Raw genomic sequence first — 12,828 nt, 5'->3', positions numbered from 1 at the left:
ACATCCGGGACATACGTAGGAGTTCGGTTTGAAGAAGCGCGCCACCGTAATCTGTCGTAGAGGCAAACGAATCCTCCTCGTCGCGCGTAGTCAATCGAAGTGGGCCTTGCCGGGTGGAATTCTCAAGCGTGGAGAACATCGCACGGAAGCAGCGCTTCGTGAACTCAAGGAAGAAACGCGACTATCTGGCAAGTCTGCCAAACATCTCTTCGACTTTCGCGGCAAGCAGAAACACCATCACGTGTTCGCCTGCGAAATCCCGAATCGCGCCAAAGCTCGTCCGAGTAACGAAATAGCCAGGTGCCGCTGGGTTCACCTCGACGACATTCATCGCCTGATGACCAGCGGTCCCACGAGCGATATCGTGAAGCTCATGAATCAACGGCGCTGGAAGTAAGCAGCGCTAGCCGACGCAGTCCGCTACTTCCGGATGCGCGGACTCGTCGAGTTGCGTCTCGCGAGATTTCGCCGCCTCTCTTGTTCTTCCTGCCCGCGACGGAGGCTGACATACGCCGCATTGGCGTGACGTCTGAAGGTCGAGCGTATGCGCGACGAACATGCCCGTGCATCGGCTGCAACGGGTCATGTGCAGAATGTTGGCCTCGAAAAAGCGCACCATCGTCCACGCACGCGTCAGGCTCACGACGACTTCGAGCCCGTTGCCCGCGCAATGCTCCAGATACAGCCGATACGCTTTGGTAATGGCGTCCAGCCGCTCGCAGCGCGCCTGCTCCCTCAGAAAGCGATAGATGTTGAAGAACAGTGACGAGTGGATATTGGGCATCCACGTCAAATACCAGTCCGCAGAAAACGGCAGCATTCCCTTCGGCGGAGAAACCCCTTTCAGTTCCCGATAAAGACGGATCATCCGGTCGCGCGAGAGATTCAACTCACTCTCGAGCAACTGCATGCGCGCGCCGAGTTCGATGAGTTCGATGGCACGGAAGATTTCGCGCGCGTCCTCGCTGACGCTTTTGACGGGCGTGGCGGTCAATGTCATGCGAACTGCTCCACGCTCTGCCCTGCCAGCAGAATAGCGGCGTGTGTCGCCTTCACATCCTCGTGCCGCGCCGGCCGCGCCAATGCGGCAAGCTGTTCATGCCCGGAGAATCTGAACGCACACAACAGTTGATCCGTCATCGCGAGCCGCGTGATCTGCGCGACAGTGAAGTCGGCAAGAATGGTTGCGAGTTCGGCCGATACGCCAAGCCGGAACATCGCGACAGACCTGTCCTCGCGCAGAATCTTTTGCGCAAGGATCAGGTACGACAGGTTAATTTCGTGGATCGAATTCAGTACTTCGCTGCTCGTCTGCATTGGTTTCCCGTGAACCGAAAAACCCCGTGGTGATGCCGGCATTTTGCCGTGCCTTATTTTTGCTCGTCCCTCTCTCGAATCACCGGGGAGGTCTGATACAGAATTTACATTTTGTCACAACCTGTCGCGGATCATAGAGGTGGGGCAGACGTTGGACAAGAGGGCTTTAGGGTGCTGTGCCTTACGGGATCTATCACGTGAGAAGCGCGTATTTCCTTGGCGGGGATCGATGCGACATCGCGAACGCGATGTCGAAAGCGCAATGCAGAATCGGCATCCGAGAGAGCTGTTAATCCTCTCGTCTAACCCATTCCGCATAATATTCAGCAACCGCTAAATTTCTTACCAGATCTTCCGTAATAGGTGATGCGTGCGCCGAGGAACCTGCCGCAAGCAGGTGCGCAGCAAACCACAATATCAACGGAAGACTGAGAATGAACACGAAATACACGGGGATTTCCATCGCGATTGCAGCGCTCATGCTGACGGCTTGCGGTGGCGGTGGCAGTTCAACGGGATCGTCGGCGGCAACACAGACGACTTCCACACCTCAAACAACCACAGTCGGTGACTGGATCTATCAAGGCTCGGCACCGACCATCACGGGCGTGAACGGACAGGTCGCGGCCGTGTTCATCCCCGACTCGCTGACGGGAAATGGCATCTCGGGGTCCATGTTCAACGCCGCGAGTACTCCTTTGACCAGCCAGGTGCAGCAGGCGAATTACGGCGGCGCCTTCACGACGCTCTCTGCCACCACCGGGCCCGCTATCTCACTCACGAAGCACAGCACGATCGCCGATATCAACGGCGCGGGCGGCTACGTGGCAATCGGCCGGTGGACGCATGGATCGGATTCGAGCGGCGGCAACTACACGGCGAATCAGGGTGCGCATTACGCAGTCGGCTCGCCGCTCACGCTGACGACGGGCACCGGTAGCCTTTCGTGTACCAACCTGATGGCGACCTCGCCCTCGTCCGCGACGGGCAGCGTTGCGCCGGGCTCGCTCGTGTCTGCAACGGCGACACTCGATCTGACGACGCTCAGCATCGTGAACTTCACCGCCACGGTCACGATCGGCTCGGACACTGCCGCGATCATCACGAAGGCAAGCGCCATGGCAGCAGGCACGTCGATGGGCGGCGGCGTCACGGTCGCATCGCAACCGATGGGCAACGACGTCACGAAGCCGCTGCTCGCCGTTGCCTACGGCGCGCATCTGACCAACACGGGCGACGTCAACGGTCTCGTTGTGCTTTCCTGCCAGTGATCATCCAGGTGCCCGTGCGGGCACTTTCATAAGGACTTGAAGGTCCGCGGCGGCAAGCGACGGCCGCCGCTCATCCCGCGTCGCGATTGACGACGTGCGCGAACTGGAACGGTTCCTGCACAAGCGCATCGCGCAAGAAAGCGGGACGCACATCGATATCCGCCAGCTCCTTGCGCTCGAACCACGCGAATTCGATTCTGCGGCCCTGTTCGTCGCCGAAATGACGCGCGTCGAGATCGAGAATGCGCGCGTCGGACGGCACGTCAGTGGCGAAGTACAAGCCGACCTCGTGATACGCGCGACCACCGCTCCCGAAGAAGTTTTCCACGATCCACAGCAGCCGTCCAACCGTGACGGCGATGCCAAGCTCCTCGCGCATCTCGCGCGCGACGGCCGTCGCGGCATCCTCGCCGGCTTCGATGCGTCCTCCCGGCAGCGACCAGTATTCATCGCCGTCCAGCCTGTGCAGCAGCACGTGGTCGCCCGAAAGAATCACCGCGACCGCGCGCAAGTTGAAACGATGACCGTCGGTGTCGAATGAAATCATCGGTGTGAGCGCATGCGCGGGAAATGGAGAATGCGCCATTTCGCCCGAATCGGCGCGCGCATGCAAGCGCGTTCAATGCATGCGTCTGCTCATGGCAATTGCGCCACGGCTTCATCCGAAGCCAGCGCACGCCAATCGCGAAACGTCGGACCCAGCGGACGCACGCGCATATCCGATGCAAGACGCTGCCAGGGCAAATCGGCGGGATCGGCGGCCATCGGGCCCGGCGCTTTCGCGACGAGAATCGCGTGTGCGGAAGGCTGAAAGTCCGCGCGAAAATGCACCGAGCTTTTCACGACGAGCAGCTTCATCGCCTCGGGCTCGACACCCGCGACGCGAAAGAAATTGCGCTCGAAGATCTGCATCTTGATCGTGCTGACGACGATCCGCACGCCGCCGATCCGCAGACACGCAACCGCGCCGAGATCGCCCTGCATGCCATGCATCATCGGACCGTCGAAGCGGAACCGCCCGTCCGACAGATGCTCGACTTCGAACACGCCGTTCAGCGGCTCGTCGCCCGGCACGCCCGAACGTCCTGCGAGCGCGAGTTCGATACGCGCACCGACGCCCGCTCGATGTGCCGCCGCTGCCGCCTCGGCGTCCCAGATCACGCCGACTGCGGCATCCTCGACGCGATGACTCAACAATGCGCGCACCATGCCCATCGTGTTCGAATCGCCGCCGACGCCCGGGTTGTCCTGCGTGTCGGCGATGATGACGGGCTTGTCCGCGTGCTGCGCGAGACGCGACGCTTCGGCAACCGCTTCATCGGGCGACAGAAACTGCACTTCCCATTTCGATTCGTCGGTGAGCATGCGCTCGTATAGCGTATCGATCGCGCCAATGAGCGCGTCTTCGTCATAACCGTAGCCCCACAGCACGGGCCCGCATTCAGGGAAATCCGCGGCGGGAAAACCCGGCGCAAACGAGAGCGACACAACCGTTTCTTCCTCGAGCGCGGCGAGCGTGTCGTACATGCCGCGCGCAGGTTCGACGAGCGTGCACATCCCGTTCACCGGAATCAGAAACGGAATACGCCGCGCCACGCGCTTCAGCGGACGTTCATCGCGCGTCAATGTATCGAGCAGTATCGCGGCGCGCTCGCCCGTCTCGGCCATATCGACATGCGGATACGTCCGGTACGCGACGATCGCATCCGCGAGCGCCAGCATCTGGTCCGTCACGTTCGCGTGCAGATCGAGCGAAACGACGAGCGGCATCGCATCGCCGACGATCGCGCGCACGCGCGCCAGCAACTCGCCTTCGCCGTCGTCGATATGTTCGGCGACCATCGCGCCGTGCAGATCGAGATAGATCGCATCGAAACCACCGGCGCGCACGGCGTCGACGATCTCACCCGCGATGCGTTCGTAGGCGTCCTGCGTCACATGCGCCGATGCGCTCGCGCCCGCCCAGATCACGGGAATCAGTTCGTGACCCGCTCGTTGCGCCGCGTGTATGAAACCGCCGATCGGCACGTTCACGTCGCGCAACGCGAGCACGTCGGCGCCGCGCGACAACGGCGGAAAGCCTTCGCCCTGGATGAAGCTCTGGTAAGACGCCTTCGTCGGCGCAAAGGTGTTGGTCTCGTGCTGGAAACCGGCGATCAGGATTTTCATGATTCGTCTCGTCCTCGTGCTCAGTTCGATTCAGGGCTCAACGCCAATTCGGCTGCATCGCGAGCGGGCTTGCGGCTCCGACTGCTGGCAAGAATCAGCAGCCCCGCGATCACCGGCATGCACGCCATCACGATCAGCGCGAGATGCGAATTGCCCGTCGCCGTGCGCGCCCAGCCGATCGCCGCCGGTCCCCAGAAGCCGCCCGACAGCCCGATCGTGTTGATGAGCGCAATGCCGCCCGCTGCCGCCGGTCCTTTGATGTATTCGCCCGGCATCGCCCAGAACACCGTGTAGGCCATCCACATCATCGCGGTCGCGGCCGTCAGCAGCGCGAGCGTCGCGAACAGATTGCCCTGCGTGAAAATCGATGCGATCAGCAGCAGCGCGCCCGTCAGCGCGGGCACCGCGCAATGCAAACGCCGCTCGCCTGTGCGATCCGAACTGCGTCCCGCGACATACATCGCGATGCCCGCCGCGACGTACGGAATCGCCGCGTACCAGCCGAGACGCAGCGTGTCGCTGACGCCCTGCTCCTTGATGAACGTCGGCAGCCAGAAGCTGATCGCGTAGATCGGAAAGATGATCGAGAAGTACGCGAACGCGAGCACATAGATGCGCGGATCGCGGACCACGGCCTTGAACGAATGGTTGTGTGCGTGCGCCACGCCCGTTTCGCTTTCGAGCAACTGCTTCTCGTCAGCGTTCAGCCAGCGCGCATCGGCGGGACGGTTGGACAGCACGAACAGCGTCAGCACGCCGAGCGCGATGCACGGCAAGCCTTCGACGAGGAACATCCACTGCCAGCCCGCGAGACCATAGACGCCCGAGAACGCGGAAATCAGCCACGCCGACAGCGGGCCGCCGACGATCCCGCCCAGCGGTCCCGCGAGAAACACGATCGCGATGGCGCGCGCCATGCGCGTCGGGCCGTACCAGCACGACAGGTAATAGATCATCCCCGGCGCGAAGCCCGCTTCGAAGATGCCGAGCAGAAAGCGCATGCCGTAGAACATCGGCACGTTGTGCACGAACAGCATGCACGCCGACGTCAAACCCCACAGCACCAGAATGCGGCTGAACGTCTTGCGCGCACCGATCTTCGGCAGCAGCAGATTGCTGGGCAGTTCGAACAGCACATAGCCGAGAAAGAAGATGCCCGCGCCGACGCCGTACGCGGCATCGGAGAAACCGAGGTCGCTTTGCATCTGCAGCTTCGCGAAGCCGACGTTCACGCGGTCCAGATACGCGAACATGTAGCAGGCGAGTAGAAACGGCAGCAACCGCCAGTTGAGCCGGTTGTAGAGGGCCCGAACGGCGTCGCTCTCCCTCAGTGTCTGTATCGCTGTCATGTTCGTCTCCGTGTGTCGGGTTTCGTACCCTTGCTTGCGTGTTGCCATGGTGTCGGGGTAAAAATGCGCGAGCAAGAGCAACTAAGTTCACGCTTCGTTGCCTGTTGGGCAACGCTTCGAAAATCGTCCGGGGAGACGTCCGTGATGCGGGAAATCAATCAGCAACGGCTGCGCTACTTTCATGAAGTGCTGACGCACGGCACCATTCGCGGCGCGGCGGACAGCCTGAACACATCGCCGTCAGTGATTACGCGGCAGATTCGATTGCTGGAAGAAGAACTGGATACGACGCTGTTCGAGCGCGAGGCGCGCGGCGTCAAGCCGACAGAAGCCGCCGCGCATCTGCTCGAATTCTGGCGCGGCTACCGCTCGCAGCAGGAGAAGCTCGAAGACCAGCTTCATCTGCTGAAAGGGCTACAGCAAGGTCAGGTGCAACTGGCCGTCAGCGAAGGTTATGTCGATCCGCTGATCGAAGAAGTGATCGCACCGTTTTGCGCGAAGTATCCGATGCTGGATATCGGCATCGACATTCTCGCCGTCGACGATCTGCTGAATCAGGTCGCCGAAAGCCGCGCGCATATCGGGCTTGCGTACAATCCGCCGCCGCATCCGCGCATCGAATATCGCGCGAGTTCGGCGCAGCCTGTCGTGCTGCTCGTCAGGCGCGATCATCCGCTGGCGACACGCGGCGGTCCCGCGAGCGTGAAGGATCTGCTCGAATGGCCGCTCGCGTTGATGCCCGCCACGTTCGGCATCGGCCACGCCGCGAAGATGCTCGAATTCGCGGAGAACATCGAGATCCGCGCGACGCTCACCAGCAATTCGCTGACGGCCCTCAAACGATTCGTCGCGCATGGCGACGGCGTGACGTTGATCGGCGAGTTCGCCGCGTATCGCGAACTCGATGCGCAAGAACTCGCCATCGTGCCCCTCGATCACCCCTTGTTTCAGGGCGCAAAAGCGCGACTGCTCGTGAAGTCGGGACGGCCGCTCGCCGCCGCCGCGAACGAACTGCTCGACTGGATCTTGCGTGAGATGTCGATGTTCGCGCGCAATGCGGGGTCGGAGGAAGTTTGAAGCTGACATGTCACCTCAACCTTTCATCCGATCCGTCACCGTAATGCGCAGGCAGCATGCCCGTTGGCTATCCGTCATCTTTGAAACTTTATTGCAGAAGGCGTGGGTGCTTGCCGATAAAAAGACTTGTCAGTTCACATGCAATCACGACGAGCAATGGCATTTCTCAACACACTCAAAATCGGTCCGCGTCTTGGCGCGGGTTTCGCAATCGTTCTGGTTCTTCTCTGCGTAGTCGGCGGTATCGGTTTGATGCAGGCGTCGCATATCTATGACGGCACCAATGAAATCGGAAGCAACTGGCTTCCGAGCGTCGAAACACTGGGCTCGCTGCGCGCCCGCGCCGACGACGTACGGCGTCTCTCCTTGCGCGAACTGCTGGCCGTCGATGCGAACCAGATGAGCACGACGCGCGCGCAACACACGGCGGCGATCAATGCGTTCAATTCGTCGCTCGATGCGTATTCGAAGCTGGTTTCGTCGCCGGAAGAACAGCGGATTCTCGACAGCATGAAATCGTCGTGGGCCAGCTATCTCGAAGTCGACGACAAGGTCGTGAAGCTCATCGACGCGGGCGCCGGCAGTGCAACGGAAGCGCGGCAACTTTCGGCAACGGAAGGATCGAAGCGCTTCACGGCGACGCTCGAACTGATCGACAGCGACATCAAGCTGAATCACGACGGCTCCGCAGCCGAAGTCGTGAAGGCCGGCGCCGCGTTCAGCAGCGCACGCATCTGGATCCTGCTGCTGTCGGCGTTCGCGCTGGCGGCCGGCGCTGGGATCGCCTTCGTCATCACGCGCTCGATCACGGGTCCGCTGCGCCGTTCCGTCGAAGTGGCCGAGACCGTCGCACGCGGCGATCTGACGGCAGCCATTCACGTCGACGGCAAGGACGAACTAAGCCAGTTGCTCGGCGCGCTGCGTCACATGAACGAACGTCTGCTCGATACGGTGGGCCGCGTGCGCTCCAGCAGCGAAAGCATCGCGACGGGTTCGTCGCAGATCGCGGCAGGCAACACCGATCTGAGCCAGCGCACGGAAGAACAGGCGGCGTCGCTCGAAGAAACGGCGGCGAGCATGGAAGAGCTGACCTCGACCGTGAAGCAGAACGCCGAAAACGCCAACCAGGGCAATGCGCTCGCGGCGCGCGCATCCGACACGGCAGCGCGCGGCGGTGAAGTCGTGAGCCGCGTTGTCGATACGATGCACGGCATTTCGAGCAGCTCGCAGCAGGTCGCGCAGATCATCTCGGTGATCGAAGGGATCGCGTTCCAGACCAACATCCTCGCGCTGAACGCCGCCGTCGAAGCGGCGCGTGCCGGCGAACAGGGACGCGGCTTCGCTGTCGTCGCGGGCGAAGTGCGCACGCTCGCGCAACGCAGCGCGTCGGCGGCGAAGGAAATCAAGGACCTGATCGACGAATCGGTGAATCGCGTGAACAGCGGCACCGCGCTCGTCGACGAAGCAGGCCGCACGATGAGCGAGATCGTGCAATCGGTGCGTCAGGTGTCGGATCTGATGGGCGAAATCAGCGCCGCTTCGGGTGAGCAGCATCGCGGCATCGAACAGGTCAACGTCGCGATTTCGCAGATGGATGAAGTGACGCAGCAGAATGCGGCGCTCGTCGAGGAAGCATCGGCGGCAGCGCAGTCGATGGCGTCGCAGGCATCGACGCTGCGCGACGTGGTGTCGACGTTCAAGCTGCCCGCTGCGCATGAAACGCGTACGACTGCTTCGCACGCGCCGAAGAGTGTCGCGCGCGCCGCAGTCTCCATGTCGAAGAAACCGCGTAGCGCAGCCCCGGCCAGGCCGCTCGTTTCACCCGCGGCGAAGGCCGAACCGGTTGCGAGCCGCTCGGAAGCCGACTGGGAAACGTTCTGACGATCACTTGTACGTGACGGGCAGCAGCTTCATCGCAGCAGTCCGTTCACGCGCAACATTTGCCGCATTCAATGCCGCGCCACTCGCGCGGCTCGCCAGCATCGCGCACAAACGGCTCGTACCGACCGAGCCCGCCACGGCGAACACCACCGGGAACAGCATGTCGTGTCCGAGGTGCGTGAACTCGGCGACGAGCACGATCGCCGTGATCGGCATGTTCATCGACGAAGCGAGAAACGCCGTCGCGCCGACCAGCGCGAACGCGCCCGTCGGCACGCTTGCGCCCACCAGATTCCACGCGCCGCCGAGCACGATGGCAAGCAGCGCACCCACCGTCAAACCCGGCGTCAACAGGCCGCCATGCGCGCCAACGCGCAAACTGCTTGCACTGACGGCGACCTTCAACGCGAGCAACGCAGCCGCGAGTCCGATGCTCAACTGACCGTCGAAACCGAGTTGCGCGGTGCCCTTACCGTTGCCGAGCAATTGCGGAAAGTGCATGGCGAGCACGCCGATCACGGCGAAGTTCAAGACGTTCAACGGAATCATCAGCCAGCCGGCGCTGGGCGCGGCCTTGCGTGCGCGCTCCATGAAACGCGAGAACGCATACGCGGCGATGCCGAATAGCGGACCCGCCGCCACCGACCACGCGACGAGACTGCCGCTCAACGCGAACGACGGAATCGCGTACTGCGATTCGTCGCCGAGTCCGATCCACGCGACGACGGCCGCAATCACCGACGTCACGAGCGCGATCGCGACCGTGGTGGCATCGAACGTGACGAGCAGCACTTCGAGCACGAACACGGCCCCGCCGAGCGGCACGTTATAGACGGCGGCGAGGCCCGCGCCCGCGCCGCACGCGATCATCACGCGCGTTTCATTCGCCGACAAACCCGCCACGCGCGACAGCCAGCCCGCCACCAGTGAACCGACTTCGCGCGGCGCGACTTCGCGGCCCAACGGCGAGCCGAGCGCGACCGTCACGATTTGCAGCACGGCATGCGCGAGCGTGCTGAGCATCGGCATGGGCGCATCCGGCGATTTCACTGCCTGCTTGATGCTGACGAGCGGCTGGCCGAAGCGCCGCACTGCCCACCAGCCCAATCCGGCGACGAGACCGCAGACGCTCATGACGAGCACGCGCCGCTCAGCCGACGCGCCGCTCACGCCTTCCAGAAAACTCTCGCCGCCGACGATCGCATGCAGGCTGTAGCCATACGCGACGTGCTGGATCGCGTGCAGCAGCAGCGCCAGCAGCATGCCGCCCAGGCCCGCGCCGACGCCCGTCAGCGCCGTGACGGCGGCGAGGCGCGCCAGTGATTTGCGCTCGAGTGTGATGATGGACGGCATGACGGCGTTGCTCGCGAAAGAACCCTATGAGCCATCTAGTCTAGGGTTTTCCCGTACATGTATCAAACAACTTTATTTACTCAATTGATGCAGCTATCGAATAGACGCCGACAGCTTTGCGCAGCGGGACGCAGCGCCATTTAACTCACGATTCGCGCAGCAGAATCAGCTCCGCTTCGAGCCCGCCCGTCGTGCGATTACGCAAAGCGAGCGAGCCACCATGCGTCGCGGCGATGCTTTGCGCGATCGTCAGTCCGAGGCCCGTGCCGCCCGCCGCCGCGTTGCCGCGAAAGTACGGCTCGAACACGCGCGCGAGCATCGTTTCGTCGGGAATGCCCGGCCCGTTGTCGCGAATCGCAATGCGAACGGCGCGGCCGTCGTCGGAGACGTGAATCGATGCGTCGCCGCCATAGCGGATCGCGTTATCGAGCAGATTCTGCAGACAGCGCTTCAAATTGCGCGGATAGCCCGCAACCGGCCGCGCCGCTTTACCTTCGACTGTGACCGTATGGCCCGCTTCGCGTGCATCTTCGGCGAGCCCTTCGAGCATCGAATCGACGTCGATGTCGCGGCGCGTTTCCGTCACTTCAATGCCTTGCACGGCGTCGAGCGTCGCACGCACCATCGCTTCCATGTCGTCGAGATCGCCGCGCAGACGCTCGCGCCATTGTGCATCGGGCAACATCTCCGTGCGCAGGCGCAGACGCGTCAGCGGCGAACGCAGATCGTGCGACACCGCAGTCAGAAAGCGCTCGCGTTCGGCGAAGCTCGCCGTCAACTGACGCTGCATCGAGTTGAACGACTGCGCCGCGCTGCGCACTTCGAGCGGACCGCTGACGGGCAACGGCGGCCGATAGATGTTACGGCCGAGCGCATCGGCGGCTTTCGCGAGATCGCGGAGCGGCTTTAAAGCGAAGCGCACCGCGACGAGCGCCAGCGCGCAGATCGCAATGAAGCGGATCAGATAGATGCGCACCAGATAGTCGAACACGAGCGAATCCGGCTCGCTCTGCATGCCCGCCTGGCCTTCGTTGGCTTGCACGTCGAGCCATGCAGCGTCACGCACGCCAGGCAACTTCATCTGCACGTGGAAATCGCCCGTCGGCATGCGCGAATCGAAGAGACTCAGAATGCCTTTGTGCTTGCGCGCTTCGTCGCGCAACTCGGCGTCGATCACGCGCACGTCGACCGGCTCGCCAAGACGCCTTTGAATCACGCCCGAAATCAGATCGCTCACAGAGCGCTTCGCAAGCGACGTCGTTTGCATCGGCGGCACCGTCTGCGGCGTGTCGATCCATTGCAGACGATAACGCGCGTCCGCGAGACCGTGCACGATCTCATCGCGCGACGCTGCATCGGGCGCGTGCTGCAACAGCCGAACCGTATCCGCGAGACGGCTCGCGAACAGCCGCGCGGGAATTTCGAGCGTGCGGTTGTCGTGCGTATCGAACCAGATCGTGCTCGTCAGCAATTGCCCTGCGAACATGCCGACAGCAAGGATCATCACGAGCCGCCCGAACAGCGAATCGGGCCACAGGCGCAGCTTCCTTCGTACGTTCATCACGCTTCGAACGCGACGTCCGCGACCAGCATGTAGCCTTCGTTGCGCACCGTGCGGATCAGCGCGGCGCTGCGTGCCGCGTCCTTCAGATGATGACGCAGACGGCTGACGCACACGTCGATCGAACGGTCGAGCGGCGTGTGCTCCTTGCCGAACACATGGTCGAGCAGGAATTCGCGCGACAGCGGCCGGTTCGGATGATCGAGCAACGTACGCAGCGTCCGGTAATCGGAGCCGCCGAGCGACACGACCACGCCTTCGGGCGACAGCATCTGCTTCATCCGCGTATCGAGCCGCCAGCCGGAGAAACTGACGAAAGCGGCGGCATCGGCGGGCCGCGTGCCCGGCATGCTGCGCGCGCGCCGCAACACCGACTTGATCTTCGCGACCAGTTCGCGCGGATCGAAGGGCTTGGGCAGATAATCGTCCGCGCCCATTTCGAGCCCGAGTATCCGGTCGAGCAGCCCGCCGCGCGCACTCAGAATCACGATCGGCATGCCGCGCTCGCGGCGCAACTCGCGCGTGAGTTCGAGTCCGTCTTCGCCGTCTAGCATCAGGTCGAGCACCACGAGATCGACGGGCAAGGTCGCGACGATCTGCTTCATCTGCGCGCCGTTGGTGGCCGTCGTCGCCTGATAGCCCATGCTGCGCAGATAGTCGCCGAGCAGCTGGCGAATGTTCGGATCGTCGTCGACGACAAGTATGTGGTCCATCAAAAGCTCTTCTTTTCCTCGGCAAAAAGCGGCTCAACACATTCCATTACAAAAGTGCGCCGTTTCAACACATCGCCATTACATCCCGCCGCTACAGTTGCGCCCGTAAATGCAAATAATTCTCATCCAGCAACTAT

General features: G+C 62.6%; 12 protein-coding genes. 4 read left to right on the top strand and 8 right to left on the bottom strand.

Translation table 11 applies throughout. The features are described from left to right. Positions 1 to 28 precede the first annotated feature (28 nt). Positions 29 to 397: an NUDIX hydrolase gene (locus QEN71_RS31225; RefSeq protein ID WP_201647010.1), complete on the top strand. Its 369-nt coding sequence runs from the start codon at positions 29 to 31 to the stop codon at positions 395 to 397. 6 nt (positions 398 to 403) lie between these two features. Here QEN71_RS31225 and flhC read toward each other — a convergent pair whose 3' ends face one another. Together flhC and flhD are read right to left on the bottom strand one after the other, a co-directional pair. Further along, positions 404 to 1,000 (bottom strand): flagellar transcriptional regulator FlhC, encoded by a 597-nt coding sequence (flhC, locus tag QEN71_RS31220; RefSeq protein ID WP_201647009.1) that lies wholly within the window; start codon positions 998 to 1,000, stop codon positions 404 to 406. After that, the gene (gene flhD, locus QEN71_RS31215; protein WP_201647008.1) at positions 997 to 1,317 is read right to left on the bottom strand and encodes a flagellar transcriptional regulator FlhD; all 321 of its coding nucleotides are present in this window, start codon (positions 1,315 to 1,317) and stop codon (positions 997 to 999) included. The genes flhC and flhD overlap by 4 nt, the downstream gene beginning before the upstream one ends. A 434-nt stretch (positions 1,318 to 1,751) precedes the next feature. Here flhD and QEN71_RS31210 point away from each other — a divergent pair, with 434 nt between their 5' ends. After that, a complete protein-coding gene (locus tag QEN71_RS31210) occupies positions 1,752 to 2,588 on the top strand; it encodes a hypothetical protein (protein ID WP_201647007.1) in 837 nt (278 codons plus the stop codon). A 70-nt stretch (positions 2,589 to 2,658) separates the two neighbouring features. Here QEN71_RS31210 and QEN71_RS31205 read toward each other — a convergent pair whose 3' ends face one another. The 3 genes from QEN71_RS31205 to QEN71_RS31195 are packed head-to-tail and all read right to left on the bottom strand — an operon-like array spanning position 2,659 to position 6,106. After that, complete coding sequence (locus tag QEN71_RS31205) at positions 2,659 to 3,174, bottom strand: NUDIX hydrolase (protein ID WP_233471613.1); 516 nt, start codon at positions 3,172 to 3,174, stop codon at positions 2,659 to 2,661. A gap of 50 nt (positions 3,175 to 3,224) precedes the next feature. Next, on the bottom strand, positions 3,225 to 4,757 hold the full coding sequence (locus QEN71_RS31200) for a M81 family metallopeptidase (RefSeq protein WP_201647006.1): 1,533 nt from the start codon (positions 4,755 to 4,757) through the stop codon (positions 3,225 to 3,227). 20 nt (positions 4,758 to 4,777) lie between these two features. Continuing rightward, a complete protein-coding gene (locus QEN71_RS31195; RefSeq protein WP_201647005.1) occupies positions 4,778 to 6,106 on the bottom strand; it encodes an MFS transporter in 1,329 nt (442 codons plus the stop codon). 144 nt (positions 6,107 to 6,250) lie between these two features. Between QEN71_RS31195 and QEN71_RS31190 the strand changes: the two genes are divergently transcribed. Both QEN71_RS31190 and QEN71_RS31185 read left to right on the top strand, forming a co-directional pair. Next, a complete protein-coding gene (locus tag QEN71_RS31190; protein ID WP_201647004.1) occupies positions 6,251 to 7,183 on the top strand; it encodes a LysR family transcriptional regulator in 933 nt (310 codons plus the stop codon). A gap of 156 nt (positions 7,184 to 7,339) precedes the next feature. Further along, the gene (locus QEN71_RS31185) at positions 7,340 to 9,064 is read left to right on the top strand and encodes a methyl-accepting chemotaxis protein (RefSeq protein WP_201647003.1); all 1,725 of its coding nucleotides are present in this window, start codon (positions 7,340 to 7,342) and stop codon (positions 9,062 to 9,064) included. Between the two features lie 3 nt (positions 9,065 to 9,067). Here QEN71_RS31185 and QEN71_RS31180 read toward each other — a convergent pair whose 3' ends face one another. The 3 genes from QEN71_RS31180 to QEN71_RS31170 all read right to left on the bottom strand — a co-directional run bounded on the left by QEN71_RS31180 (position 9,068) and on the right by QEN71_RS31170 (position 12,691). Further along, positions 9,068 to 10,417: a chloride channel protein gene (locus QEN71_RS31180; RefSeq protein ID WP_201647002.1), complete on the bottom strand. Its 1,350-nt coding sequence runs from the start codon at positions 10,415 to 10,417 to the stop codon at positions 9,068 to 9,070. A 145-nt stretch (positions 10,418 to 10,562) separates the two neighbouring features. Next, on the bottom strand, positions 10,563 to 11,978 hold the full coding sequence (locus QEN71_RS31175; protein ID WP_201647001.1) for an ATP-binding protein: 1,416 nt from the start codon (positions 11,976 to 11,978) through the stop codon (positions 10,563 to 10,565). After that, positions 11,978 to 12,691, bottom strand: a complete 714-nt coding sequence (locus QEN71_RS31170) for a response regulator (protein ID WP_201647000.1) — start codon at positions 12,689 to 12,691, stop codon at positions 11,978 to 11,980. Before QEN71_RS31170 ends, QEN71_RS31175 begins: the two co-directional genes overlap by 1 nt. Between the last annotated feature and the right edge of the window lie 137 nt (positions 12,692 to 12,828).

The organism is Paraburkholderia sabiae, assembly GCF_030412785.1.
Lineage (GTDB): Bacteria > Pseudomonadota > Gammaproteobacteria > Burkholderiales > Burkholderiaceae > Paraburkholderia > Paraburkholderia sabiae.
This window is presented reverse-complemented; position numbering and strand designations above follow the sequence as displayed.